At 70.4% G+C, this 25,340-nt stretch carries 22 protein-coding genes and 1 tRNA gene; 9 read left to right on the top strand and 14 right to left on the bottom strand.

Annotated features, from left to right (window positions below):
* Positions 1-22: 22 nt before the first annotated feature.
* Positions 23-619, bottom strand: coding sequence for a flavoprotein (locus K228_RS0103480; protein WP_025617156.1), 597 nt, complete (start codon positions 617-619; stop codon positions 23-25).
* Positions 616-1,839, bottom strand: a complete 1,224-nt coding sequence (locus K228_RS0103475) for a helix-turn-helix domain-containing protein (RefSeq protein ID WP_025617155.1) — start codon at positions 1,837-1,839, stop codon at positions 616-618. Before K228_RS0103475 ends, K228_RS0103480 begins: the two co-directional genes overlap by 4 nt.
* A gap of 229 nt (positions 1,840-2,068) precedes the next feature.
* Here K228_RS0103475 and K228_RS0103470 point away from each other — a divergent pair, with 229 nt between their 5' ends.
* Both K228_RS0103470 and K228_RS0103465 read left to right on the top strand, forming a co-directional pair.
* Positions 2,069-2,752, top strand: a complete 684-nt coding sequence (locus K228_RS0103470) for a bifunctional DNA primase/polymerase (RefSeq protein ID WP_025617154.1) — start codon at positions 2,069-2,071, stop codon at positions 2,750-2,752.
* A gap of 515 nt (positions 2,753-3,267) precedes the next feature.
* Positions 3,268-3,525: a DUF3040 domain-containing protein gene (locus K228_RS0103465; RefSeq protein WP_018251831.1), complete on the top strand. Its 258-nt coding sequence runs from the start codon at positions 3,268-3,270 to the stop codon at positions 3,523-3,525.
* A gap of 26 nt (positions 3,526-3,551) precedes the next feature.
* Here the strand turns inward: K228_RS0103465 and K228_RS0103460 are convergent, their stop codons facing one another.
* Entirely contained in the window at positions 3,552-4,475 is a 924-nt protein-coding gene (locus K228_RS0103460) for an SWIM zinc finger family protein (protein WP_025617153.1), read from the bottom strand.
* On the bottom strand, positions 4,472-7,753 hold the full coding sequence (locus K228_RS0103455; protein WP_025617152.1) for a DEAD/DEAH box helicase: 3,282 nt from the start codon (positions 7,751-7,753) through the stop codon (positions 4,472-4,474). The genes K228_RS0103460 and K228_RS0103455 overlap by 4 nt, the downstream gene beginning before the upstream one ends.
* A 150-nt stretch (positions 7,754-7,903) precedes the next feature.
* On the opposite strand from K228_RS0103455, the gene K228_RS0103450 reads away from it, so the two are divergent.
* Positions 7,904-8,110, top strand: coding sequence for a hypothetical protein (locus tag K228_RS0103450; protein ID WP_018732836.1), 207 nt, complete (start codon positions 7,904-7,906; stop codon positions 8,108-8,110).
* Between the two features lie 6 nt (positions 8,111-8,116).
* Here the strand turns inward: K228_RS0103450 and K228_RS0103445 are convergent, their stop codons facing one another.
* Entirely contained in the window at positions 8,117-9,265 is a 1,149-nt protein-coding gene (locus K228_RS0103445; RefSeq protein ID WP_025617151.1) for a polysaccharide pyruvyl transferase family protein, read from the bottom strand.
* A 99-nt stretch (positions 9,266-9,364) separates the two neighbouring features.
* The gene (locus K228_RS0103440; protein ID WP_025617150.1) at positions 9,365-10,162 is read right to left on the bottom strand and encodes an alpha/beta fold hydrolase; all 798 of its coding nucleotides are present in this window, start codon (positions 10,160-10,162) and stop codon (positions 9,365-9,367) included.
* A gap of 505 nt (positions 10,163-10,667) precedes the next feature.
* Here K228_RS0103440 and K228_RS0103430 point away from each other — a divergent pair.
* Both K228_RS0103430 and K228_RS0103425 read left to right on the top strand, forming a co-directional pair.
* Positions 10,668-11,591 (top strand): polysaccharide deacetylase family protein, encoded by a 924-nt coding sequence (locus K228_RS0103430; protein WP_080671528.1) that lies wholly within the window; start codon positions 10,668-10,670, stop codon positions 11,589-11,591.
* Between the two features lie 246 nt (positions 11,592-11,837).
* On the top strand, positions 11,838-12,476 hold the full coding sequence (locus K228_RS0103425; protein ID WP_025617147.1) for a TMEM175 family protein: 639 nt from the start codon (positions 11,838-11,840) through the stop codon (positions 12,474-12,476).
* A 54-nt stretch (positions 12,477-12,530) separates the two neighbouring features.
* Here K228_RS0103425 and K228_RS0103420 read toward each other — a convergent pair.
* The 6 genes from K228_RS0103420 to K228_RS0103395 all read right to left on the bottom strand — a co-directional run bounded on the left by K228_RS0103420 (position 12,531) and on the right by K228_RS0103395 (position 17,272).
* A tRNA-Val gene (locus tag K228_RS0103420) sits at positions 12,531-12,602 on the bottom strand.
* 77 nt (positions 12,603-12,679) lie between these two features.
* Positions 12,680-13,147 (bottom strand): peroxiredoxin, encoded by a 468-nt coding sequence (locus K228_RS0103415; RefSeq protein WP_025617146.1) that lies wholly within the window; start codon positions 13,145-13,147, stop codon positions 12,680-12,682.
* Between the two features lie 74 nt (positions 13,148-13,221).
* Positions 13,222-13,659: a DUF3052 domain-containing protein gene (locus tag K228_RS0103410; protein ID WP_018216517.1), complete on the bottom strand. Its 438-nt coding sequence runs from the start codon at positions 13,657-13,659 to the stop codon at positions 13,222-13,224.
* Between the two features lie 108 nt (positions 13,660-13,767).
* Entirely contained in the window at positions 13,768-16,188 is a 2,421-nt protein-coding gene (locus K228_RS0103405; protein ID WP_025617145.1) for a transketolase C-terminal domain-containing protein, read from the bottom strand.
* A 50-nt stretch (positions 16,189-16,238) separates the two neighbouring features.
* Positions 16,239-16,721, bottom strand: coding sequence for a MarR family winged helix-turn-helix transcriptional regulator (locus tag K228_RS0103400; RefSeq protein WP_025617144.1), 483 nt, complete (start codon positions 16,719-16,721; stop codon positions 16,239-16,241).
* Between the two features lie 146 nt (positions 16,722-16,867).
* Positions 16,868-17,272, bottom strand: coding sequence for a YjbQ family protein (locus K228_RS0103395; protein ID WP_025617143.1), 405 nt, complete (start codon positions 17,270-17,272; stop codon positions 16,868-16,870).
* Positions 17,273-17,469: 197 nt separating this feature from the next.
* Here K228_RS0103395 and aceE point away from each other — a divergent pair, with 197 nt between their 5' ends.
* Positions 17,470-20,208 carry a pyruvate dehydrogenase (acetyl-transferring), homodimeric type gene (gene aceE / locus K228_RS0103390; RefSeq protein WP_025617142.1) on the top strand — a complete coding sequence of 913 codons (2,739 nt, stop codon included), beginning with the start codon at positions 17,470-17,472 and terminating at the stop codon, positions 20,206-20,208.
* Positions 20,209-20,443: 235 nt separating this feature from the next.
* Here the strand turns inward: aceE and K228_RS0103385 are convergent, their stop codons facing one another.
* Positions 20,444-20,890, bottom strand: a complete 447-nt coding sequence (locus tag K228_RS0103385; RefSeq protein WP_012014582.1) for an SRPBCC family protein — start codon at positions 20,888-20,890, stop codon at positions 20,444-20,446.
* Between the two features lie 189 nt (positions 20,891-21,079).
* On the opposite strand from K228_RS0103385, the gene gltX reads away from it, so the two are divergent.
* Both gltX and K228_RS0103375 read left to right on the top strand, forming a co-directional pair.
* The gene (gene gltX / locus K228_RS0103380; protein ID WP_025617141.1) at positions 21,080-22,489 is read left to right on the top strand and encodes a glutamate--tRNA ligase; all 1,410 of its coding nucleotides are present in this window, start codon (positions 21,080-21,082) and stop codon (positions 22,487-22,489) included.
* A 256-nt stretch (positions 22,490-22,745) separates the two neighbouring features.
* The gene (locus K228_RS0103375; RefSeq protein ID WP_025617140.1) at positions 22,746-23,396 is read left to right on the top strand and encodes a hypothetical protein; all 651 of its coding nucleotides are present in this window, start codon (positions 22,746-22,748) and stop codon (positions 23,394-23,396) included.
* An 89-nt stretch (positions 23,397-23,485) separates the two neighbouring features.
* On the opposite strand, the gene K228_RS29350 is transcribed toward K228_RS0103375, so the two are convergent.
* A complete protein-coding gene (locus K228_RS29350) occupies positions 23,486-23,809 on the bottom strand; it encodes a hypothetical protein (RefSeq protein WP_025617139.1) in 324 nt (107 codons plus the stop codon).
* A 111-nt stretch (positions 23,810-23,920) separates the two neighbouring features.
* On the opposite strand from K228_RS29350, the gene K228_RS0103365 reads away from it, so the two are divergent.
* Complete coding sequence (locus K228_RS0103365) at positions 23,921-25,309, top strand: PucR family transcriptional regulator (protein ID WP_425414495.1); 1,389 nt, start codon at positions 23,921-23,923, stop codon at positions 25,307-25,309.
* Positions 25,310-25,340: the final 31 nt, after the last annotated feature.

Genomic DNA, 25,340 nt, shown 5'->3' with positions numbered 1-25,340 from the left:
GCGTCGCCACCCGGGCGGGCGGTCAGGCGACCCGGGTCGCCGCCGATGGTTCCGGCAACGCGGCCACCACCGCCTCCCAGGGGAAGGTTGGTAGGTGACGCTCACCGGCTCCGGGTGGGTGCAGCGGGACGACGTGGTCGCCGAAGAGCACGGTGACGCCCCATTCGGAGAGCCGGCCGAGGGCCGCCTGGAACGCTGGGTGGGCGGCCATCGCCGTGTTGGTGAAGGGGACCGCGACCAGCGGCACCCCGCGCCCCTGCGCCTCCACGAGCAGGCCGAGGGGGAGGGTGTCGGCCATCCCCACCGCCCATTTGGTGACCGTGTTCACCGTCGCCGGGCACACGATCATCGCGTCGGCCGGCGGCAGGACATCCGGGTCACCCGGGTTCTTGTAGTGGCTACGGACCGGATAGCCGGTCTGTCGGACCAGCGCCGGCCGGTCAACGAACTTGGCCCCGTCCGGAGTGGTGACGACGCAGACCTCCCACCCGGCCTGCTGGGCCAGTTCGACGAGCCGGCCGACGCGGCGGGCCAACGGCGAGCCGCAGGCGAGCACGTAGAGAACCCGGCGAGCAGCGCCGGTCGGATGCGACGTGGCCAGTGGAGCGTCCAAACTCATATCCCGACTCCCATGTGTTCAGCCAACTCCGCGATCGAGGCGGACGGGGTGCCCCGGGTGCGACGCAGGATGTCGGACATCACCTCGTGGGCGATCGGCCGACAACGGATCTCGGACGGAGCGAGCCGGTCGCCTTGCAGCAGCATCTCGCCGGCGTTCACCACATCACCAACCTGGGCGTAGCCCCGGGCGATGTCGAGCAGGTGGTGGGCGCGGCGCTCGGGTAGCAGGGCGTTGAACTCCGGCCCGATGCGCTGGTGTACCTCCACGGCTCGGCCGCCGTCGCCAAGCTCGACGGCCGCCGCGGCGCGGTGCAGCTGCACGTTGGTGGGCCCGAAGGAGGTCCAGTAGTGGTTCTGGTCGCCACCAAGCAGGGTGGCCGCCTCGTCGGCGCCACCCAGCAGGTCATCCACTGTGGCCGTGTCACCGATCCGGGAGGCGGCCATCGCCCCCTGGAGCAGCAGCATGCCGTAGACCGAGAGCCGATCCGGGGTGGCGTCGTTGTCACCGCCCGGGGCCAACCGGTTCGCGATGGCGACGTTGACCTCCAGAGCCGGTAGGGGGCGCCCCATCGCCACCAGGGCGTTACCGACCCGGGTGGTGGCGATGCCGGCCAACAGCGGATCATCGGCCCGCTGGGCGACCGCCATCGCCCGGTCGGCGGCGAGCCATGCCAGGTCACACTCCCCCAGCTTGCGCAGGACCGAGGAGGCGATCTGGTAGACCTGCCCGAGCAGGTGCGCCGCCTCGCGGTTGTCGTCGCCACCGAAGCCGGCGTCGGCGGCCTGGGCGTCTCGCAGCAGCTTGGGTAGCGAGCGAGTCAGCATCCCGTATCGACCGTACTGATAGGTCAGCCAGGCGTGGGTGACGGCCTTGCGCATGTCCGGCAGGGGCGGCGGGTACGGCGCCGCGTCGAAGTAGGCGCTCATCGCGTCGTACCGCTCCAGCGCCGCCCGAATCTCCTGCACCTCAGTCTGGTCGATGCAGTTCAGCGCATCAGAGCGCCGTTCCGGGTCCTTGCCGAGCAGTAGCTGCACGTCAACCCGGAGGGTGTCGGCGATCTCGTAGATGACGGAGAACTTGTCCAGCCGACGTACCCCGCGCTCGACCTTGTCCACCCAGCTCTTCGACTTACCCAGCCGGTCCGCGAAGACCTGCTGGGACATCTTGCGTCGCCCCCGCCAGTAGGCCACCCGACGCCCGATGGGTAGCTCGTCCATGTCCCATCCCTTCCTATGGGTCCATTCCGGCAGATAAGCCGGGTTTGTCGCGAGCACGGCGCTTTGTTCAGATTTATTCCGGTCGCACAGCATGTACGTCAGCTGATCAGCCGACGCTCCTAGCGTTCATGCAAGTTGCATCGGCTGTTCGTCAACTCAACGATCGCGGGTCGAGGCAGTGACGGTGCTCGACAGAGGCCACCGGCACGACCGGGTCCGGCGAGGGGAGATGGCACATATGTGGGGGAATATCGGACCGCGGGTCGCTCAGCTGTCGCCCCTGGAACGGGTACGGCTGCGCCGCGTCGCCGTACGCTACGCGCTGCACGGCTGGGAGGTGACTCCCGGCGCGTGCCTGGCCCGCAGCCGCTTCGTCTGCGGGCGGGCGGGCTGCCCCACCGTCGGCTGCCATCCTGCGCTGGTGGATTGGGAGCACTCCGCCAGCGCTGACCCGGCCCGGATCGCGACCTGGTGGCGCACCCGGCCGCACGGTGTTCTGCTACCCACCGGGCGGGCCTTCGACGTCCTGGAGGTGCCGGCCCACGTCGGCCGAGACGTACTCTTCGCGGTCCAGAGCCATCCGGCCGGCCCGGGGGTACGCGGGCCGGTGCTGTCCACCCCCACCGGCCGATGGATGTTCCTGGTCCGACCCGGCGACCCGCTTCGACCCGAACTTGAACACTGCTTCCACGTGGTACGACACGGCCCGGGTTCGTGGATCCCGGCCCCGCCGACGCGGCTACCCGAAGGGGCAGTGCGCTGGGTTGTCGCCCCGGAGCAGGCGCGCTGGCAGCTCCCCGACTCGTACCTGGTGCAGAACAGCCTGATCGCGGAGCTACAGGCCAGTGGGGTACCACTGGCAGCGGAGCAGCTGGTCCCCGGCCATCTGCCGCTTCCTCGGCGGGGAGGCTGACCGACACCGCACCGACCAGCCGGAACGCGGTGGACCGCCGCCTCCGGCCAAGACAGCGGCGGGCTGCTGGCCGGCATGCACCTGGCAACCACGACGTGCCCACTCCGGTGGCCATCGACGTACCCGTCGCACTGCCCATCGCGCCCTCCGGACAGACGGTACTCAGTAGGTCGAAAGCGCACCATCCAGGGCCATACCGACTCTAGGCTTCCAAGCTACTCCTAAGAGGACCTATCCCTCCCTGAGGACACCGAGCCAGACCAAAGGCCCCATCAAGCTGGCTGCCGGCACCGAACCGCCCCGGAGTAGCCATCGAGCCCCGAGGCCACCACCGAGCCGCCACCGAGTCGTCGGCCCGGGGCATGCCGGTCCAAGCAGCAGGGCGCCGACAACGTTGCCCACTCGACTCGGGCAGCACCGGACGCGGTGCGTCGGAAAGTGTCAGCAGCAGGAGCGTGAGCCGCTACCGCAGCGGGTATGCCCGGCGAACCGCTGAACACGTGAGGGGAAGGCACATGCTCAGCAAAGAGGATCAGCGCAGGTTCGAGCAGATCACCCGCAACCTCCGGGAGAGCGACCCGGCATTCTTCGCCCGGCTGGACCATCGGGCGAAGGGCCACCGCGGCCGGTGGTTGATGCTGTTGACCATCGTGCTCTGGGCGGCGCTCCCGGCGACAACTGTGCTTGCCGGCCCGATGGCTGGTGCGATCTGCGCGGTGGTCCTGGTAGCCAACGCCGTGGTCATGTGGCGCTTCCGGCGCCGCTGGCTATGAGTCACCCGGCCTTCCGCCCCGGACGGTCAGTCGCTGCCCTGCTCGCCGAGCCGCCGATAGGCCTGGCGTAGTCGCTCCACCAGCCCGGGGCCACCGATGGCCGGGGCGGGCGCACCGAGCTGCCGCAACAGCAGCTCAGTCCCGGTCGCCAAGGTCGGCGGTCGGTCGGGCAGCGGAACCGGTGCGGACCAGAACCGGTCCACCGCGTCGGCCAGCGACGCCGCCGGCAGACCCGCCACCGACCGCGCGGCACCGGCCACCAGCGCCGAAGACACCTCGTCCGAATCGGACCGTTCGGGTACGGCGTCGACACCGTCGACACCGCCCCGGCGCACCCGCAGCCGGTCCAACAACTCGTCTCGACCACGGCCGCGCCAGTGCAGCAACGCGAACGGGTCGGCGTCGAAGGCCTCGGCGAGAAGGTAGAAGGTCGCGGCGAGATGCTTGCACGGCACTGCGCCGTCGGGACAGCTGCACCACTGGCCCAGCTCAGCCAGGCCGGCGGGGAACAGCGGCGCACCCGCCGCGACGAAGAGCTCCTCCAGCTCAGCGGGGAGATCACCAGCGAGTAGGCGAGCGCTGAAGAACGCCTGCGCGGCCAGCTCCTCCTCCACCCGGGACCAGAGTGTCGCCGGGAAGGGCGCCAGCGTGATCCGCACCTCGTACGGCCGGGATCGCGAGCCCTGCACCGCGGCCGTCACCTCGCCCGGTGTCACGTCCAGCCGCAGCACCTGCCCCGCCCGGGCGTACGACCGACCACGGGTGAGGCGGGTGCCCAGCGCGAAGGACTCCAGTACCTCCAGGAACCGGCGGGACCACCAGGAGGTGCCGATCGCGCCACGGGTACTGCGCGCTCGCAACCCACCGGCGACCCGGCGCGGTGGACCGTAATCGGCGAACCGGGCGGCCGGGCGGCCCGGCTTGTCGCCGCCAGTGGACTGCGGGCTCAATCGGCCACCGCCCCGGCCTCCAGTTGGAACAGCTCCCGCAGCTGCGCCGTGGACAGCTCGGTCACCCACTGCTCACCGGCCCCCACCACGGTCGAGGCGAGCCGGCGCTTGTCGGCGATGAGGGCGGCGACCTTCTCCTCCACGGTGCCGGCGCAGACGAACTTTCGGACCTGGACGCGCCGCCGCTGCCCGATGCGGAACGCCCGGTCCGTGGCCTGGTCCTCCACCGCCGGATTCCACCAGCGGTCAACGTGTACGACGTGGTTGGCCGCGGTCAGGGTGAGACCGGTACCACCGGCCTTGAGCGAGAGCACGAAGAGCGCGGGGCCGTCCGGGGACTGGAACCGGGTCACCATCGCGTCCCGGTCGGCCTTACCGACGCCACCGTGCAGGAACAGCGTCTCCTGCCCGAACCGCGCCGACAGGTGGCCGCGCAGCATCCCGCCGAACTCGGCGTACTGGGTGAAGAGCAGGGCCTTCTCCCCCGCGGCGAGCACCTCGTCGAGAATCTCCTCCAGTCGGGCCAGCTTGCCGGAGCGGTCGGCTAGCGCCGAGCTGTCCCGCAGCAGGTGCGCCGGATGGTTACAGACCTGCTTGAGCCGGGTCATGGCGGCCAGCACGAGCCCCCGCCGCTCGATGCCCTCGCTGGACTCGATCTGGGCCATCATGTCGTCCACCACCGCTCGGTAGAGGGCCGCCTGCTCCGCGGTCAGACTGCACACCACCTCCATCTCCAGCTTCTCCGGCAGGTCGGAGATGATCGAGGAGTCGGTCTTGAGTCGACGCAGCACGAACAGGCCGGTGATCCGACGCAGCCGCTCCGCCGCCTCCGCGTCGCCGTGCCGTTCGATCGGTTCGGCGTACCGCTTCTTGAACTCGGCGGCCGGGCCGAGCAGGCCGGGATTGGCGAACTGCATGATCGACCAGAGGTCAGCGAGCCGATTCTCCACCGGCGTGCCGGTGACCGCGATCCGATGCCGGGCGGGCAACGCACGAACCGCCTCGGCTTGCCGGGTCGAGGCGTTCTTGATGGCCTGTGCCTCGTCCACCACCACCCGATGCCAGTCGACCCCGGCCAGCTCCCCCGCATCCCGGGCAGCCACCGTGTACGTGGTGAGGACCAGGTCCGCGCCCGCCACCGCCGCCGTGAACGCCGCCCCCCGAGCCCGCTCCGCGCCGTGATGCACATGGACCCGTACGCCGGGGGTGAAGGTCGCCGCCTCCCGCTGCCAGTTACCGACCAGCGACATCGGCGAGACCAACAGAGTCGGGCCGACGCCCGGCGGATCGCCAGCAAGCAACGCGAGTAGCTGCACCGTCTTGCCGAGACCCATGTCGTCGGCGAGCACCCCGCCCAGGCCGAGGGACTGGAAGAAGGAGAGCCAGGCCAGTCCTCGCCGCTGATAGGGGCGGAGCACACCGTGAAACGACGGAGCCGGGTCCACCGGGGTGAGTTGCCGTTCCACGGCTCCGGCGAGCAGCTCCCCCAACGCACCGTCGGCCGCCACCTCGAGCACCGGCAGCTCGTCGGCGGCGGGGTCGGAGAGGCCCCGCCGCAGCAGGTCGCCGACGGTCAGCTCGCCGGTTGAACGGAGCAGCCGCAGGCCAGCGGCGAGACGCTTCGGGTCCAACTCCACCCAGCGCCCACGGAGCTGGACCAACGGGGACTTCAGCGCGGCCAGCGACTCCAGCTCCTCGGCGGTCAGCGGCTGGTCACCGAGGGACACCTCCCAGCGGTAGTCAACCAGGGCTTCCAGCCCCACCCCACCGCCCGCCCCGGCCACGGTGCCCGGGGCGGTGCGGCTCTGGGCCTGGAGTCGAGCGCCGAGCCGGGACGAGGGACGCCGCCACCACGAGGGCAACAGCACCGCGAACCCGGCTGCGTGCAGCACCGGCGCGCCCTCGCGGAGAAAGCGGTACGCGCCCGCCGTGTCCAGCTCCAGCGCCTCCGGGGTGGCGGTGCGCAGGGACGAATTCAGCTCCGGCCAGAGCCGGCTGGCCCGCCCCAACTCGGCCAGCAGGGCCTCCTGCGGAGCGGCTGGGCCGGGCAGGGCCACCGGTTCGCGCCAGATCCGCGCGGCGTCAACGTGCAGCCCCGGCTGGTCAGCCGGCTGTAGGCCGAACTCGACCCGCCACGGTCCCTCGGCCGCGACCAGCCCGCCGGCCGCCACCTCGAAGAACCCGTCCGTCGGCGGCTCCACCAGCCGAAAGCTGGCCCGGACTGAACCTCCCACCGCATCGCGCTGCCAGGCGTCCAACTCACCGCGCAGGGTGTCGAGCTCCACCGGGTCGGTGGCGAAGTCACGACGTGGGCCGGTGAGCGCCGACAGCCAGGCCGTGACCGCACCCCGCGGACGGGTTCCCCGGGCGAGGGAGGTCTGGGCGAGGGCGGCCCGCACGGCCGCGTCGGTGAGCGTGTCGAGCGCCTCGGCCACCAGTTCCCCGGGCTCCCCGACGGCCGCCGTCGGTCGCCTCGCACCCCGAGCCCGCGGCGACGCAGCACCGTTGGCGGGCGCTTCTGCTCCGCTGGCTACGGACGTTTCCGATTCGCCGGTCTCGGCGAGCGGACCCGGATCGACCTCGACGGCGGCGCGGGCCGCCGGTGGCAGGGCGAGAGCGAGGGCACGGGCCCAGCCGGCGTCCGCGCCGGTGAGCAGCGGCCGCCACACCGCCCACGCGGTGGCGCTGGCCCGCTCCCCCGAGGTCGACGTCAACCGGGCCGGGGCGGCGCGACCGGCACGGGTGGCGCCCGTACGTCGCCGCCGTGGCTCCGAGACCGGCCGCGGTTCACCTCCGGGCTCCGGCCGGACTCCGGGCAGGACCCGACCACGGGCGGCGAGGTCCACGGCGAAGGCCGCCAGCTCCGCAAGGTGACGCAAGGTGGCGCCGGGTACGGCGTCCGGTAGCGCGCCGGCCGCGGTGATCTGCGAGAGCAGCGACAGGGCGGTGTCCGGGGCGTACACCAGGGCGGGCACCCGCCACCCGGCCAACGTGACCGGCCCACGGAGCGCCTCGACCGGCGCGGTGCGGACCAACTCCGGCGAGTCCAGCGGCGAACCAGCCCGGGTGGGCAGGGTGAGCAGTGCCGTGCCGGGGGCGGTCGGCTCGGCGACCTCGGCCAGGGCGGCGGCGAGCACGGGGTGACCGGCGGCGAACGGGTGGGGTCGCTCACGGGGCGCCCGCCCGGCCCGGCGCGGTGCCCGCGGCGGCGACGTGCTGTCCTCGGCCCAGATGGCGAGCCCGCTGCCGAGCCGCCAGGACCCGTGGACAACCAGCACGCGACCTCCCTCATTGGCGCCCCGGCCCAGGATAGGCGGGGTGACAGCGAGGCTCGTCACCGCTGTAGCAGACCCGCTCCTGACCCGTACCCGTTTTCCGGGGCCGACGCTTCCGCTCCGCCGGCACGTCGGTCGGGGCAGGATGGGCGCATGGCGCCAACCGTGGAGATTCCGCTGGCCGGGGGTTCGTCCGACGGGCAGACCGTCACCGTCGAACTGGACCCGAACGGTCGCCCACCGCTGACCCACCACCACCTCGGCGACGGCGGACTCGCCGACGCCGAGATCTACGAACTGGAGACGGTGGGGGGAGATACCAGGAGGTGGCGCTACTGCTGGCGGGGTCCGGCGGTCTGACCCGGCTCACCCGTCCACGGAGACCATCGACTGGGTCCGGAGACTCTCCAGCACCACACGGGTCACCTTCGAGGTGCCCCGGGCCTCCTCGCACACCTCGGCGACTCGCCGGGCGGTGGCCTCGGCGCGCTGTTCCCGCTCGTCCCACAGCCGGTCGACCTCGGCCAGCAGCGGGCCCTCGACCTCCCGCTCCACCCCGCGCAGGGCGGGGACGCCGAGGCGCTGGGCCAGGTCGAAGACCTTGCCGGCGTACGGCAGGGGAAGAAACGGGGTGTTCACCATCGCGGCGAAGATCAGAAAGTGCAGCCGCATGCCGACCGCCAGGTCGAAGTGGCGCATCAGGCCGAGCACCTGCTGGGGTGAATAGCTGCCGTGCAGGATGCGCCCCCGTTCGGCGGCGACCATGTGGGACAACACGCCGTGGGAGTGCCGGATGTCGTCCCGCTCCATCGGGACGAAAAGGACATCAGCGTCGATTCGATGCACCAAGAAGTCGCCGATCTGGGCCAGGAGCCGGTGATAGCCGTCGACATCGAGCCGCTCGGCGGCCCGCCCCGGTTCCCGCACACTCATGCCGACCAGGTGCCGACCCGCCGGCACTCCCTCCTCCCGAAGCAGGTGCACGGGGAAGTCCTCGGGCTCCAGTAGAAACGCCGGATCCGCGGTGACCGTGATCGGGTTGAGCAGCCCGGCCTCCTCCAGGAGCATCCGAGACTCCTGGTCCCGCACCGTGACCTGGGTCGCCCCGGCCAGCGTCTCGCGGACCATCCCGGTGTCCACGATCTCGCTGAGCGGGCCGACCCCCACCGCGTAGGTGAGCAGCGGCAGGCCCCGCTCCTGGGCGACCCGAACAACCCGCAGGTAGCGGCGGGCCTCCTGGTCGTAGAGGATGCCACCGCCGCCCAGGATGAGCAGATCGAGCTGGGCGAGCAGCGGGGACGAGTCGGTACGGCTCACCCCCTCCCACGGCACCGCCTCCACCTCCGGGTGGGCCGCCCGGGTGTGGTCGGGGTTGCGGGAGAAGACGATGATCCGCGCGTTCGGCTCCTGCTCCCGCAGGTCGGCCAGGAGGCCGGTGAGGATCGCCTCGTCACCGAGGTTCCGACCGCCGTACGAGCCGAGCACGCCGATGGTCAGGCCGGTGCCAGATGTCATCCGTCGCTCCTCCTCGGGTGCTTCCACGCGGATTCCCGGTACGCCGGGGAACAGTCCTGCCCCGGCGGCGGGTGAACCGTCGCCGGGCCGGGGCCGACGTCAGCCGGGAGGACCGGCAGGGTGGGTGAGGAAGGGCAGCACCGCTGCCGGCAGGGCCGGGGACGAGAGGATGTCGTAGTGGGTGAGGCCGGGCAGCACCGCCAACCGGGCAGCCGACCGACCGGTACCGTCCCAGCCGGCATCCCGATGACCGCCGCCGAGCAGCCCGAAGAACTCCACCATGTGCGCGGCGGTCACCGAATCCGCATCCGCGAAGACCAGCAGTGTGGGCAGGACGAGGGCGGCCACCTCCGCCGACCAGTCGTACTCGCGCCGCAGCAACTCCCCCGACTTCGCCCACAGCCGGGGCCACTGGGCCGGCTGGGGCGCGATCCGGAGGTAGCGCTGGTGCGCTGGAGTGCCCTGCATCCGCTCCCCAACGGCCTCGTCCTGCCGGGCCATCTCGGTACGCGTCTCTCGATACCAGCCCTGCTGGCGGCAGGGCGCGGAGACCACCACCAGCCGGCCGACCAGGTCTGGATGCTGGATCGCGGTACGCAGCCCCACCCCGCCGCCCAGCGAGTATCCGAGCACGTCAACCTCAGCCAGACCGAGCTTCGTGACCAACGCGGCGACATCGTCGGCCAGTGACTCGTACCGGAGCGGACGATCCACGTCGGCGGTACGGCCATGCCCCTGAAGATCCATTGCGAGGACGCTGCGCCGCTCCGTCAGGGCTGGCAGGAGCGGGGCGAACAGCTCAGTCGACCCGAAGCCGCCGTGCAGCACAACCAGCGGGCGTCCGGTGCCGTGCCACTCGTACCACATTTGAAGCCCATTGACTTCGGCGTAGCTCACGGCTCCCCACCCCTCGGGTGGCCCGCAGCACCGTGCATACCGGCGATCCTATTGCCCGGATGTGGCTGATGGAGCGCGACGGCGGCAGCGGCGAGACAGACCACCGTCGCAGCGGAGAGCGGGACTGCGCTGCCGAGCTGAACAGCCCCGGCACCGAGTGGGATCGCGAGCGCATGGCGGGCACGGTCGATGAGTTCCAACTCCCGCTCATCGAGGTTGGCTCGAGCGTTCCTGACTTCAGCCAGGCGTGCGATCGCGGAGCTCACACGTCAACACCACGTCGACATCGGAGGGCATCCATCGCCCTACCCACGCTGGCGCTCAGGTGGACCCGCCGGTCACCGACCCCACCGAAGCGCCAGCAAGCTGGGCCGCACATGCACCCTTGAGCCTCGATCAAAATTCGAACATACCTCACGTTACTGGGTATGATCCGTCAATGACAGGCAGGCCGGAGGCGACCAGCGGTCGGAAGCGACCAACACAATTATTCAGCCGCAGAGGAATGCTGACGCTGGCCGGCGTCGGAACATTGGGCGGGCTAACCGCCCTCGCCGCGACGAAAATAGCCCCCTGGCAGACCGATCACAGTGCTCACGGAACCGATCCTGCCTGGATAGAGCCCGTCGACGCCAGCACCAGCCTTGCGCCACCAGCACCAACGGCTACCGCCACCGGCACGCTACCGCCCCGACAAGAGATCATCAGCCGGTACGGCACCCGGACACCACACTACTGGGGATTGCATCCGGACAGTTCCTGGTCGACATTTCCGACCGACACCTCCCTGACTCTCAACTCCGCCTGCCTGACCTTCGACGCATGCAGCGACAGCAGCGGTTACGACGAGCGCCTGATCAACAGGCTGCGGGAGCAGCAAATACCGGCGACACTGTTTGTCAACCAGCGCTGGGCAACCACTCATCGGCAGAAATTCGAAAGCCTCATGGCCGACCCCCTGTTCGAGATCGGCAATCACGGCACAAACCATCGTCCACTGTCAGTTTCCGGTCGCTCCGCGTACGGAATCGCCGGCACGAAAAACGTTGCCGAAGTGTACGACGAGATCGCCGGAATGCACACGTGGATGGACACCAACTACGACCTCCAACCAAAGTTCTTCCGCCCTGGAACAGCCCACGCCGACAACGTGGCCACCCAGGTGTCCCGGGCGATGGGCGAGTGGATCGTGATGTTCAGCGTCAACGGCGACGCCGGCGCCACCGCGAGCGCCAACCAGGTCTACCAGCAGTTCCTGCAGCTCCGCCCCGGCGGAATCCTGCTGGCACACTTCAATCGTCCTGGTTCGGAGACAGCCGCCGGAGTCGAACGCGCACTGCCGGTTCTCGTAGCACGCGGCCTACACTTCCGAAGGCTCGGCGAGGTGCTCCCTGCTACCACTTCTCCGGAGCAACCTCCCCGTTGGTGAACCGTCCGCACCAGCCCGGTCGCCGATGCCACGACGGCGCTCGTCACAGCACGCGCACGGCCCCCATCGACCGACACCCGAGCTCGGCCGCTCCTCGAAAATCGTTCGCTCCGGTCGACTGAGGGCGGTTTCGCCACGCACTCCGCCCCGCCGGGTGACGATCAGGGTGCGGATCCAGCGGGGGACGGGGATGACGTGAAGCAGGCGGGCGGAGGGCCGAGACACCGGTATCGGCGAGACAGCGAGATGTCCCGGAACACGGTCCGGGTAGAGGCCTTCAGCGACGCCGTGATCGCCGTCGCACTGACTCTGATGGCGGTGGAGCTGCTCCAGTTCACCCCAGATGGAACGGCCGACACAGACCTGGTGGCGAGACTCAAAGAGGAGTGGCGGGCCTTCCTCGCCTACGTCATCACCTTCGCCATCGTCGGCCAGATCTGGCTGGCCCACCACAACAGTTGGCGATACGTGGTCCGGATTGACCAGATGATGTTGGTGCTGAACCTGGTGATGCTGATGTTCGTGGCGGCTATCCCGTTCACGGCCAACCAGCTCTCGGACCACCTTCGCGGCAGCGATGCGGACCAGCGGTTGTCGGCGGCGATCTACGTCGGCGCCGTGCTCGGCGAAGCGCTGTTTTTCAACCTGGGCTGGTGGTGGGCACGCTGGCGCGGCCTACTCAGCCCCGATCTCGACCCCCGGCTGGCGGCGTCGGTCTCTCGCCGGTACCTCATCCGCCCGCTGCTCTACCTGATCGCCTTCGCGATCGTCTTCATCAATCCGATCCTCAGCCTGCTGGCCTACCTGCTGCTGGTGGCGATCTACCTGATCCGCGGCCCGGGCGATCTCCCGCCTGCCGGACGGGCGGAAGACGAGTGTGGCTAGCCGCTGGGTGCGGGAAGTGACCTCCGGGCCGCCGTCAGTGCTGGTGGTACGGGGTGGGCGCGGCAGGTTTCGAACCTGCGACCCCTCGCTTGTAAGGCGAGTGCTCTCCCACTGAGCTACGCGCCCCGGGCGCCGGTGAGACGGGCCGGAGGCTGGCAAGCTTACCCTGCCGCCACCGGCGCCGCCCCGACGGTCGACCGGTCTCAGACGGCCGCGACCTCAGCCAGCGCCTTACGCCAGCCCTGCTGGTCACGGGCCTCACCCGGCGAATTCATCTCGGCGAAGCGAACCACGCCCGCCTTGTCGATGACGAAGGTGCCCCGGTTGGCGATGCCGGCGACATCGTTGAAAACCCCGTAGGCCTGGGCGACCGCCCCGTGCGGCCAGAAGTCGGAGAGCAGCGGGAACTGGTAGCCCTCCCGGTCCGCCCAGATCTTGTGGGCGTACACCGAGTCAACGCTGACGGTGAGCACCTGAACGTCGTCATTGACGTACTGGTTCAGGTTGTCCCGTACCTCACACAGTTCACCCTGGCAGACACCGGAGAAGGCGAGTGGGTAGAAGACCAAGAGCACCGCGCGCTTGTCACGGAAGTCGGCGAGCCGAACCTCCTGGTTGTTCTGGTCTTTGAGCACGAAGTCCGGCGCCTGCGCGCCAACCTCGATGGACATGCGGAACTCCTTGCGGTCGGGTCAAACGTCAGGAAAGCCTGCCATACGGCGGGAGTTAAGCGGTACGGAGTCAGCTACTTCTTGCTCTTTGACCCGCGTCGCAACACCAACCGGGCGCCACTCCAGTCCCGGCCAGCGTTGATCGTGGAGGTCTGCTGCAGCCCGGCGGTGGGCGCGGACTCGGCGATCTCGCTGGGCTCCACGTGCCCCTCACGTCCGGCCTTCGGCGTCAGTAGCCACACGATTCCGCTGTCCGCCAGCGGGCCGAGGGCATCAACGAGCAGCTCGAAAAGGTCACCGTCGCCGTCTCGGTACCACACCAGTACCGCGTCGACCACCTCGTCGGTGTCTTCGTCAACCAGTTCCCCACAGCGGTCGGTCAGTGCGTCTCGGAGATCCTGGTCGACGTCGTCGTCGTACCCCATCTCCATGACGACCATCCCCGGCTCGATTCCGAACCGGTCCGCCAGGCTGCGTACCCCGTCGGCGGCCTGACCAGCGGTCGCGCTCACTGTCGCGTGCCTCCTCTTTCATCCAGCTCACGGCGTCGGTCAACGCCGTGAGCCAAGTCCACACAGTTGCGGCTCGGCGCGCAAGTGGCACACCGGGTGGAACGGAATTTACCCTGCCAGGAGAGTGCGGGCACCCTGGGTGATGGCATCCTCGGTGACCAGAACCTGACGGGCCGCCGGGCCTAATGGTACGAACGAGTCAACTGCCGCAACACGCCGCACCGCTCCGACGTATCCGGCATCGACCAAGGCCGCGATGACCCCCTCCCCCACACCGCCGGACCGCCGGGTCTCGTCCACGACCAGGACCCGGCCGGTCGCGGTGGCCTCCCGGATGAGGTCGGCGACCGGCAACGGCGCCAACCAGCGCAGGTCAACCACGCGGCTGCCGACCCCCTCCTCGGCGAGGACCGCGGCGGCACGCAGCGACAGCCGCACCCCGTTGCCGAAAGTGATGATCGTAATGTCTCCGGCCGAGCCGACACCGTAGCCACGGGCCCGGCCGATCGGCACCTGTGCGCTCGCCCAGAAGCCCGGCCCCGCGTACTCGGCGAGCCACTCGCCGTCGCCCTCCGCGCGCAGGTCGCGGGTGTGGTAGACGGCGACGGGCTCCAGGAAGACGCAGACGCTACCGTCCACCGCCGCGCTGGCCAGGCAGGTGCGCAGCATGGGCGCGGCGTCGTCCGGCCGCGCCGGCACCGCGACCACCAGGCCGGGGACGTCCCGGAGCACGGAGACCGAGTTGTCATTGTGGAAGTGACCACCGAACCCCTGCTGGTATGCCAGCCCGGCGATCCGGACCACCATCGGATTACGGTAGGCGCCCTGCGAGAAGAACTGCATGGTGGCGGCCTCGCCGCGCAGTTGGTCCTCGGCGTTGTGCAGATACCCGAGGTACTGGATCTCCGGCACCGGCAGCATTCCGGCCAACCCGGCGCCTAGTCCGAGCCCGAGGAGCGAGGTCTCGTCGAGCAGGGTGTCGAAGACCCGGGCTGCTCCGAAACGTTCCCGCAGCCCCTTCGACACCCCGTGCACCCCGCCCTTCGCCCCGACGTCCGCACCGAACACGGCCATTCGTGGGTGGTCGAGCAGGCCGTCGGCGAGGGCGGCGTTGATGCTCTGCGCGAGGGTCAGCGGGCCGGCCAGTTCGGGCACCCTGCCGCCGAAGGCCGCGGCGCGGGCAGCGGCGCCGGGGCCTTCGGCGCGGGCCGCGGCGGCGGCGACGGCCTGGGCGACCCGGCCCGGCCGCCGTGGTGCCAGCGGGGCGAGGACCTCTGCCGGATCGGCCAGTTTCGGCTCCTCCAGCACCTCCTCGGCGAGCCGGCGGACCTGCCAGCCGATCTCGTCGTACCGGGCCAGCAGGGCCGTGCCGGTGGCGATGCCCGCCCCGGTGAGCAGCCGGGCGGTGACCAGCAGCGGATCCCGCTCGAGGTCGGCGGTGATCTCGTCGGTGGTGCGGTACGCGCTCTCGGCGTCCGCACCGGCGTGCCCCAGCAGTCGGACGGTCGACAGGTGCAGCACGGCCGGCCGGCGGTGTCGACGGACCCACTGCACCGCCTCGGCCGCCGCCGCGTACGTCTCGACCAGGTCGGTCCCGTCGGCGGCGAGGTAGCGGACTCCCGGCTTCGCGCGCAGGACCGCCGCGACCCAGCCCTGTGGTGAGCGCACGCTGGCACCGAGGCCGTTGTCCTCGCAGAGGAACAGGACGGGCAGGCGTAGCCCGGTGTGGTCGTACCAGCCGGCGGTGTTCAGGGCGGCGGTGGCGCTGGCGTGGTTCACCGACGCGTCGCCGAAGGAGCAGAGCACGACGGCCTCTGGTGGCCACGGCGCGCTGTTGGGGGCGGTGCTCTGCTCCGCCCCGTCGAGCCGGCGCGACCGCTCCAGCGCCAGCCCCAGGCCGACCGCGCGGGGCAGGTGCGAGGCGGCGGTGGAGGTGGTGGGCACGACGGCCAGGTCGGCGCGGCCGAAGACTTTGTGCCGGCCGCCGGCGATCGGCTCCCGAGCCGAGGCGACCATTCCACGCAGCACGTCGCGGGCCGCCTCGGCGTACTCGGGGGCAAGGGGGCGTTCCGCGCCCTCCGCCAGCGCACCGCGGGTGCCCGCGACCGCGCCGGCAGCGGTGTCGGTGGTGGTGACAGCGGCGGCGGTGGCCGCGGCGTGATCGCGCTCGTCCGGGCTGCGATCACCGTTGGCCTGGGCAGCGCGAACACAGTAGAACGCGCCGGAGCGGTAGTGCAGCAGGGCCGGATCGGTCGGCGCAAGCGCGGCGGCGACGGCGGCGTTGCCCTCGTGGCCGGCCGAGCCGACGGTGTAGAAGCCCTCGCCGAAGCTGCGGAGCCAGCGGCCGGCCAGATCGAGCTGGCGGCTGACGATCTGGGCGTCGAACAGCTCCAGGACCCGCACGCCGGTCAGCGGCGACTCCTGGCGGACCGGCCGGGAGGGGTCCCGACGATGCCCGTCGGCGACCAGCGCCCCCAATGCCGCGCGGAGCCGCTCGTCAAGGTCGTACTGGGTCACGTCGGACAGCATTACCGACGAAGCCCGGCGCGCCCAGTGGGACACGACGGGGACACCACGCTCTACTCCGCCGCGCTGACTTCCGGGCAGCCGCGGTCGGACATCTTGGTCACCAGGGCGCGCAGATCGCTGAGTTCCTCGTCGCTGAGACCAGCCAGGAGCCGGGACTTCGACATCGCCTGTTGGACCCGCACTCGCACCCGCCGCCCGGCTGTGGTCACCACAAGTGTCTTCTGCCGCCGATCGGCGGGGTCGATCCGGCGCTCGACCAGACCCGCCTGTTCCAACCGGTCTACCAGGGCGGTCACGTTGGACCGGTCGCAGCGCAGCTGCTCGGCGAGTTCACGGGCGGGCAGCGGCCGGTCAGGGTCGAGTTCGTACAGGGCGCGGGCCACGGCGGGGGTGAGCCCCAGCTGGGTGATGTCGGTGTCCTGGTCCTGCCGGATGGTCGAGGCGATCTGCATGATCCGGCGGATGGCGTCCCCGGCCAGCTCGGACCGGTTGCCCTTGGGGGAGCCGGCCCGCCGGATGGTGCGATGCGCCATGACCGGCACCCTACCCGCCGCACCAGTTGAGGTGGTCGATTCCCGAAAACGACGGCACCGGGGTGGGAACCCGCGGCCGGAGGAGGGTACAGGGCGTCGGGGCCGGTCGGCCGGGTCGTCGGGGCCGGTAAGGTCGTCGGGGCCGGTCAGCCGGGCAGGAACGAGAAGCGGACCTGGCGGGTCGGGTTGTCCCCGTTCGGGTCGACCAGGCACAGCGACTGCCAGGTGCCGAGCGCGAGCCGCCCGGCACACACCGGCAGCGTCGCGTACGGCGACAGGAAGGCGGGCAGCAGATGGTCTCGCCCGTGGCCGGGGGACCCGTGCCGGTGTCGCCACCGGTCGTCGGCGGGCAGTAGGTCGTTGAGCACCCGACGTAGGTCGTCGTCGGAGCCGGTGCCGAATTCGATGAGCGCGAGCCCGGCGGTGGTGTGGGGCACGAAGACGTGCAGCAGGCCGTCCCCCTGTCCGGCCACGAACCGGTCCGCCTCGGCGGTGATGTTCTGGACGGTGAGGCGTGACCCGGTCTGGACGGTTATCACTTCGGTACGCATGTGCTGAATTCTGCCCCGCGGCCTCTCCCGGCCGACCCGTGACACCGAGACACCGAGACACCGTCGGGCCACCCAAGGAGGTTACCGACCAGTACCTGTGTCGAGCATCGCGTCTCCTGCGGGTGAAGTGACGAGGAGCGCCCCGAGAGGGCAGGATGGCGCTATAACCTGACCAAAATCCAACCGAGGGAACGCCTGTGGCCACGGAACGCAAGCGCCCGGTGATCAGTGCCGGTCTGCCGAGCCAGCTTCCGGATATCGACCCCGACGAGACCGGCGAATGGGTCGAGTCGCTCGACGGTGTCATCGACGAGCGCGGGACGAAGCGCGCCCGCTACGTCATGCTGCGCCTGCTGGAACGAGCCCGCGAGCGTCAGGTCGGGGTGCCATCGCTGACGACCACGGACTACATCAACACCATCGCCCCCGAGCAGGAGCCCTGGTTCCCCGGCGACGAACACGTCGAGCGGCGCATCCGGGCCTACATCCGGTGGAACGCCGCGATGTTGGTGCACCGGGCCCAGCGGCCGGAGATCGGCGTCGGTGGGCACATCTCGACGTTCGCCAGCTCGGCCTCGCTCTACGAGGTCGGCTTCAACCACTTCTTCCGGGGTAAGGACCACCCCGGCGGTGGCGACCACCTCTTCTACCAGGGGCACGCCTCCCCCGGCATGTACGCGCGGGCGTTTCTCGAGGGGCGGCTCAGCGAGCACCAGCTCGACGGGTTCCGCCAGGAGCTGTCGCACCCCGGCGGCGGGCTGCCGTCGTACCCGCACCCCCGGCTGATGCCGGACTTCTGGGAGTTCCCCACCGTCTCGATGGGCCTCGGCGGCGTCAACGCCATCTACCAGGCCCGGTTCAACCGCTACCTGCACCACCGCGGCATCAAGGACACCTCCGACCAGAATGTGTGGGCGTTCCTCGGCGACGGCGAGATGGACGAGCCGGAGACGCTGGGTGCGATCGGGACGGCCGCCCGGGAGGAGCTGGACAACCTCACCTTCGTCATCAACTGCAACCTGCAACGCCTGGACGGACCGGTCCGCGGCAACGGCAAGGTCATGCAGGAGCTGGAGGCGTTCTTCCGGGGCGCCGGTTGGAACGTCATCAAGGTCGTCTGGGGCCGCGAGTGGGACCCGCTGCTCGCCCGGGACACCGACGGCGCGCTGGTCAACCTGATGAACACCACGCCCGACGGTGACTACCAGACCTACAAGGCGGAGTCCGGGGCGTACATCCGCGAGCACTTCTTCGGCCGCGACCCGCGGACCCGCAAGATGGTCGACCACCTCAGCGACGACGAGATCTGGAACCTGAAGCGGGGTGGCCACGACTACCGGAAGCTCTACGCGGCGTACAAGGCCGCGGTGGAGCACACCGGGCAGCCGACGGTGATTCTGGCCAAGACCATCAAGGGTTGGACGCTCGGCTCGCACTTCGAGGGGCGCAACGCCACCCACCAGATGAAGAAGCTGACGCTGGATGACCTGAAGACCTTCCGCGACCGGCTCTACCTGGACATCCCGGACAAGGCGCTGGAGGAGAACCCCTACCTGCCGCCGTACTACCGGCCGGAGGCGAAGTCCGACGAGATCGAGTACCTGCACGAGCGCCGCCGGCAGCTCGGCGGCTACCTGCCCTCGCGGCGCTCCGGCACGAAGCGCCTCACCATCCCCGACTCAAAGAGCTTCGGCGACGTCAAGCGCGGTTCCGGCAAGCAGAAGGTGGCCACCACGATGGCCTTCGTCCGCCTGCTCAAGGACCTGATGAAGGACAAGGAGTTCGGCCGACGCTGGGTGCCGATCATTCCGGACGAGGCCCGCACCTTCGGAATGGACTCACTCTTCCCGACGCGGAAGATCTACTCGCCGCACGGCCAACGCTACACCTCGGTTGACCGGGAGCTGTTCCTGTCGTACAAGGAGGCGACTGGCGGGCAGATCCTGCACGAGGGCATCAACGAGGTCGGCTCGGTCGCCTCCTTCACCGCGGCCGGCTCCGCGTACGCCACGCACAACGAGCCGATGATCCCGATGTACATCTTCTACTCGATGTTCGGGTTCCAGCGGACCGCGGACGGGCTCTGGGCGGCGGCCGACCAGATGGCCCGAGGCTTCCTGCTCGGCGCTACCGCCGGACGGACCACGCTCAACGGCGAGGGTCTCCAGCACGAGGACGGTCATTCGCTGTTGATCGCCGCCACCAACCCGGCGGTGGTCGCCTACGACCCGGCGTTCGCCTTCGAGATCGCCCACATCGTGGAAGACGGCCTGCACCGCATGTACGGCGAGGCGCAGGAGAATGTCTTCTACTACCTGACGGTCTACAACGAGCCGATCGTGCAGCCGGCAGAGCCGGCGGAGGTCGACGTCGAGGGCATCCGCAAGGGCATCTACCGGTACGCGCCGGCGCCCCAGGTGGACGGCCCGTCGGCGCAGCTACTCGCCTCCGGCACCGGCATGCAGTGGGCGCTCAAGGCGCAGGACCTGCTCGCCCGGGACTGGGGGGTGGCCGCCAACGTCTGGTCCGTGACCTCCTGGACCGAGCTGCGCCGCGACGCGGTCCAGGCGGAGGAGCACAACCTGCTCAACCCGACCGAGCAACAGCAGGTCCCGTACGTGACGACCAAGCTGGCCGACGCGGACGGACCGAAGGTCGCGGTGAGCGACTGGATGCGCGCGGTGCCGGATCTGATTGCCCGCTGGGTGCCCGGCGACTACACCTCGCTCGGCACCGACGGGTTCGGCATGTCGGACACCCGGCACGCGCTGCGTCGGTACTTCCACGTGGACGCGGAGTCGATCGTGGTCGCGACGTTGCGGCAGCTCGCGCTCTGCGGCGCGGTCCCGGCGGGGGTTCCCGCCGAGGCGGCCAAGAAGTACGCCATCGACGACATCGGGGCTGCCCCGGTCGGTGAGACCGGCGGCGACAGCTGACCGACGGTCACGGCCGGCCCGGCGTGGAGTGTTCCGCCCCGGGCCGGCGTCGTCTCTCGGGGTGTTCCGTCCACATCCCCTCGTGCGGCTGACCCGGTTCCGCGACCAGGCTCGCGAGCAGTGCTGACCCCGCCGCACCTCCGGGAGTGGGGGAGCCACACAGTGGCGGTGGCCCGGATCCCTGGCTAGGACCCCAGGCCACCGCCGGAACGGGTGACGCCAGGACGGCGCCCGGTCAGCCGACGGCGGCCAGGTCGGTCAGCCGGGCGAGCGAGTCCTCCAGGTCGGCGCCGACCCGACGCAGGCCGAGCCGGAGCAGGGCGGCCTTGACCGGACCAGCCGGCCAGCGTACGACGATCAGCCGCACGACCGTCCCGCCCTCTGCCTCGTCAGCGGTGAGCTGGACATAGATCTCGGTGCGCGCCTCCGCTCGGGCACCGGCGCCCTTGGCGCGTTCCCGCCAGCCGATCAGGGTCGGCTCCTGATAGGCGATCACCTCGGCCTCATGGGCCGCGCCGCGCCCCGCCTGGACCCGCTGCCGCCGGCCGAAGCCCTCCCCAGAGAGCACTTCCGCCGCACGGACCCCGGCCAGCCAGGCCGGCAGTTGTTCAGCCCGCTGCACGACGCCCCAGACCGCTTCGATCGGCGCGGTTACGTGCGAGCTGCGTTCCACGAGGATCATTTTCCGTCTTCCTCCAGTGCGGACAACCCACGATATCGGCACTCTATGCGCAATTTCGGACTTAAACGGACAGGTGGGTAAAAGACACGCCGAAGACCCTTGCCTCTGTCCATCCGGTACGGGTATGGCCGCCACCGATGGCGAGGGGCCCTTCCGAACGCCGGTTGGGCCGGCCGTAGGCTTGGGGACGTGACGGTACGTGTACGCTTCGCCCCCTCCCCGACCGGAATGTTCCACGTCGGCGGCGCCCGTTCGGCCCTGCAGAATTGGATCTTCGCCAAGCAGCAGGGCGGGGTGTTCGTACTCCGGGTCGAGGACACCGACGCGGCCCGCAACAAGCCCGAGTGGACCGAGGGCATCCTGGCGGCGCTGGAGTGGATCGGCATCGCGCGCGGCAGCTACGAAGGGCCCTACTTCCAGTCCTCGTACGCGACCGAGCACCGCGCCGCCGCCAGCCGGCTACACGAGGCCGGGCGGGCGTACTACTGCGACTGCACCCGGGAGGCGGTGCAGGCCCGTACCGGCTCACCACACACCGGCTACGACGGCTTCTGCCGGGATCGGAATCTGGGGCCAGGCGCCGGCCGCGCCCTGCGCTTCCGGACCCCGGACGAGGGCACGACCGTGGTGGTCGACCTGATCCGCGGTGAGCCCACCTTCGACAATCGGCTGATCGAGGACTTCGTGATCGCGCGGAGTGACGGTTCACCGGTCTTCCTGCTCGCCAACGTGGTGGACGACATGACGATGGGGATCACCCACGTCATCCGGGCCGAAGAGCACCTACCCAACACGCCGAAGCAGCAGTTGCTCTGGGCGGCACTCGGCGCGAAGCCGCCGGTCTGGGCGCACGTCCCGGTCGTCGTCAACGAGAAGCGGCAGAAGCTGTCCAAGCGCCGCGACAAGGTGGCCCTGGAGGCGTACCGCGACGAGGGCTACCTGGCCGACGCGATGCGCAACTACCTCATGCTGCTCGGCTGGGCACCGGCCGGCGACCGGGAGATCGTGCCCTGGCCGGCGATCGAAGCGGAGTTCCGACTGGGGGAGGTGAATCCCTCCTCGGCCTTCTTCGACGAAAAGAAGCTGCGCGCATTCAACGGCGAGTACATCCGAGCGCTGCCGACCGCCGAGTTCATCGCGGCCTGCCAGCCGTGGTTGACCGGCACCGCGACGATCGCACCACCGCCGTGGCAGCCGGACGAGTTCGACGCCGAGGCGTTCGCGGCGGTGGCACCGCTGGCGCAGACCCGGATCGCGGTGCTCAGCGAAATCGTGCCCAATGTGGACTTTCTCTTCCTCGACACACCGCTGATTGACGAGGGAGCGTGGGCCAAGGCGATGAAGGAGGGCGCCGGCGAACTGCTCGACGCCGCAATCGCCGCCTTCACCGCGCTGCCTTCGTGGGACGCGGATTCGACCAAGTCGACACTGGAGGCAGTCGGCGCAGAGCATGGCCTGAAGCTGGGCAAGGCCCAGGCACCCGTCCGGGTGGCGGTGACCGGCCGCCGGGTCGGTCTCCCCCTCTTCGAGTCGCTCGAGGTCCTGGGCCGCGAGCGCACCCTGACCCGACTCCGGGCCGCCCGGCTTCGCCTCCCCTGAAGGGGCGGTACACACCCTGCCGTCCGATTGTCCGACGCGATAGGTAAAATGCGCGGGTCGACCGACCGCGATCGGTTACTCCTCGGTGGAAGATCACAGATAGCTGAAATTTCTTCACCAGGAGGTGGAACCAGCTGTCGCGTGACGGAGTCTATTGAGGTGGGGGGCGTCCGGCCTAGCATCCGGGTGTCCACGGCGATTCGCGTGCACGAAGCCACAGCGATGCCATCCATCGAACGGGGGCGAGGAGGCAGCGATGGTCCGTAGGATACGACGGTTGGCCGCGATCGTGGCCAGTGGTCTCACGGCGGGAGTGCTCTCACTCGGCCTGACCGCACCCGCATCGGCGACGTCGAAGCCACCACCCCCCGGCGTGGATATCACCGGGGCCGGGCTCGCCGAGCCGCTACACCTACGCACCGACACCCACCCGGCCCAGCTGGCAGCCGTCATCGACCAGGTCAACTTCCTCGGTAGCGCCGGCCAGAGCAGCGAACCGAAGAAGGCCGACCTCGGTCCGAAGTACACCGTCGTCGTGTTCTCCGGCGACAAACCCACGCAGACCTACGACCTGTACCCGAAGGCCGTCGGTGGGCCCCGCATCCACCGACCGGCCAAGCAGCCAGACTCGCGGAAGACCACCGCCGGCTGGTTCTTCGGCCGGCTCACCATGTCGGAGACGCTGCGGACGGCTGGCGTGCCGTTGGAACGGCAGGTGGATACGGTTGGCGGTGGGGCCGGCGGCAGCGAACGGATGATTCCGGAAGATTCGCTGGACCCCGCTGGAAACATCGACGAAGCCTTCAGCGGGTTCCCCCGGCTACTCCTGGTCAACGTAGCCGTCGTGCTGGCGATCACCTTCGGGCTGGCCGGAATCGCACTGCTGATCCGGCGTCGGACCCGCTGACGCCTTCGGGTGACTTCGGTGCCGCGCCGGTCGGGCGCGGCCCCTCCGTCAGCAGCCCCATCCGTCAGTGGCCGCCGCCCAGCCGCTGGTCAGCACCAGCGGCTGGGCGGTCGCCCCGGTCTCCCCGCTCGCGATCGGGGTCGCACCGGGCCGTGCCGATGCGCGCCCGCCCAGCCCGGCTGGCCGCTGAGACAGCCCCGAACCGGGCCCGGCGGCAAGCCGAGCGACTCGGCGGAGCGCTGGCGCGGCACCGCTGAATCGTCGTCTACGCGCTCCGGTAGGGGCCCGCTCGGTGTCTCGCCCGGCGCGCTGCCGCCGAGCCACCGGTGGTTCTTGGTTGCCGGCAACTCGTGGTGGCCCGGCCGGCCATGCCCGTCCTGGGCACAGCCGTGCTCGGCCTCCCCGTGCGCCATCCAGGTCTCCTCACCCTCGCCGTCGCCCACCGGCGCTGCCCCGGCGTGCCCTGTCACCGTACTGGCCGGGGCCGACGGGCGGTGCGGCACACGTACCAGGTCACAGCTGGAATCGACGCGAATCACCGAGCTCGGGCGAACCGACCAGGTGATACGCGTCACCGGAGGCGGGGCGCGGCCGACGCCAGCGCCGCGGGAAGGCCGACCGTGACCGCCGCGCGGCCCCGTTCACCCGGCACAACGCGGCAGGTAACGACGTGTCAGGCTAGGGCGGTGAACGAGCCGGGAACCGAGCTGGCGGCCACGCTGCGCCGGATCGAGCGGGCGGCGGGAGCGCTCGCCACCGCCAGCGTGGCGCGGATGGACGAAACACTGCCCTGGTTCCGCGAGCTCCCGGCCGACCAACGCTCCTGGGTCATGTTGGTGGCCCAGGCCGGTGCCCGCTCCCTGGTGCAGTGGCTGCGCGCCGGCGGCGGCACCGCGGACAGCACTCAGGAGGTCTCCGACGAGGTCTTCGCGACCGCACCGCAGGCCCTGGCCCGCTCGATCAGTCTCCAGCAGACGGTAGCCCTGATCAAGGTGACCATCGACGTGGTGGAGGAACGGGTCCCGACCCTCGCCGCTCCCGGCGAGGAGCAGCAGTTACGGGATGTGGTGCTGCGCTACTCCCGGGAGATCGCGTTCGCCGCCGCCCGGGTGTATGCGCGGGCCGCAGAGTCGCGGGGTTCCTGGGACGCCCGACTCCAGGCTCTCCTGGTTGACGCGCTGCTGCGTGGCGACTCACCAGACGTGTTGGCCAGCCGGGCGGCGGCGCTGGGCTGGGCGGACGCGCCCCCGGTGGCAGTGGCGGTGGGCCGCTCACCGGGCGGGGAGGTCTCCGCCGTGCTGCACACCGTCTACCGACTGGCCCGGCGAATCGGCGCCGAGGTAATCGGCGGCGTGCACGGCGACCGCCTGGTCATCGTGCTCGGCGGGGTAGCCGATCCGGTGGCTGCCACCGGCAAGCTGCTCGACGCCTTCGGTACCGGCCCGGTCGTGGTGGGTCCGGCCGTGCCGAGCCTGGACGAGGCCACCGACTCCGCCCGGGCCGCCCTCGCCGGATTCCGGGCCGCCCCTGCCTGGCCGGCCGCGCCCCGACCGGTGCCCGCCGCCGACCTGCTACCGGAGCGGGCGCTCGCCGGAGATGCCGAGGCCCGCCGCCGGCTGCGGCACGACGTGTACGCCTCGCTGGCCCGCTCCGGCGGGGAGCTGCTCGAGACGCTGGACGCCTTCTTCACCGCCAGCGGCACCCTGGAGAGCGCAGCCCGGGCGCTCTTCGTGCACCCGAACACGGTGCGGTACCGGCTGCGGCGAGTGGCGGAGGTGACCGGGCTCTCTCCCCTCGCGGCACGAGACGCGTACGCGCTCCAGGTGGCGCTCACCGTAGGGCGACTCGACCCGGTAGTCGCCCTGACACCGAATCGGACAACAGGCCCGGCTAATCCCAGAACAGGGCAATAAACTAACCGCGTCGATGGATCTTTGTAGGAAT

Source organism: Salinispora cortesiana (assembly GCF_000484695.1).
Taxonomy (GTDB): Bacteria; Actinomycetota; Actinomycetes; order Mycobacteriales; family Micromonosporaceae; genus Micromonospora; species Micromonospora cortesiana.
The sequence above is the reverse complement of the archived record's forward strand: the minus strand, read 5'-3'. Positions and strand labels throughout refer to the sequence as shown.

Excerpts from the sequence above, each read along its gene's own strand:
- K228_RS0103475 (WP_025617155.1), bottom strand. The coding sequence starts at position 1,839 with ATGGACGAGCTACCCATCGGGCGTCGGGTGGCCTACTGGCGGGGGCGA.
- K228_RS0103470 (WP_025617154.1), top strand. The coding sequence starts at position 2,069 with ATGGCACATATGTGGGGGAATATCGGACCGCGGGTCGCTCAGCTGTCG.
- K228_RS29350 (WP_025617139.1), bottom strand. The coding sequence starts at position 23,809 with ATGGCGCACGGGGAGGCCGAGCACGGCTGTGCCCAGGACGGGCATGGC.
- K228_RS0103425 (WP_025617147.1), top strand. The coding sequence starts at position 11,838 with ATGTCCCGGAACACGGTCCGGGTAGAGGCCTTCAGCGACGCCGTGATC.
- K228_RS0103430 (WP_080671528.1), top strand. The coding sequence starts at position 10,668 with ATGCTGACGCTGGCCGGCGTCGGAACATTGGGCGGGCTAACCGCCCTC.
- K228_RS0103375 (WP_025617140.1), top strand. The coding sequence starts at position 22,746 with ATGGTCCGTAGGATACGACGGTTGGCCGCGATCGTGGCCAGTGGTCTC.
- K228_RS0103400 (WP_025617144.1), bottom strand. The coding sequence starts at position 16,721 with ATGGCGCATCGCACCATCCGGCGGGCCGGCTCCCCCAAGGGCAACCGG.
- K228_RS0103385 (WP_012014582.1), bottom strand. The coding sequence starts at position 20,890 with ATGATCCTCGTGGAACGCAGCTCGCACGTAACCGCGCCGATCGAAGCG.
- K228_RS0103465 (WP_018251831.1), top strand. The coding sequence starts at position 3,268 with ATGCTCAGCAAAGAGGATCAGCGCAGGTTCGAGCAGATCACCCGCAAC.
- K228_RS0103445 (WP_025617151.1), bottom strand. The coding sequence starts at position 9,265 with ATGACATCTGGCACCGGCCTGACCATCGGCGTGCTCGGCTCGTACGGC.
- K228_RS0103480 (WP_025617156.1), bottom strand. The coding sequence starts at position 619 with ATGAGTTTGGACGCTCCACTGGCCACGTCGCATCCGACCGGCGCTGCT.
- K228_RS0103415 (WP_025617146.1), bottom strand. The coding sequence starts at position 13,147 with ATGTCCATCGAGGTTGGCGCGCAGGCGCCGGACTTCGTGCTCAAAGAC.
- K228_RS0103395 (WP_025617143.1), bottom strand. The coding sequence starts at position 17,272 with ATGCGTACCGAAGTGATAACCGTCCAGACCGGGTCACGCCTCACCGTC.
- K228_RS0103405 (WP_025617145.1), bottom strand. The coding sequence starts at position 16,188 with ATGCTGTCCGACGTGACCCAGTACGACCTTGACGAGCGGCTCCGCGCG.
- K228_RS0103450 (WP_018732836.1), top strand. The coding sequence starts at position 7,904 with ATGGCGCCAACCGTGGAGATTCCGCTGGCCGGGGGTTCGTCCGACGGG.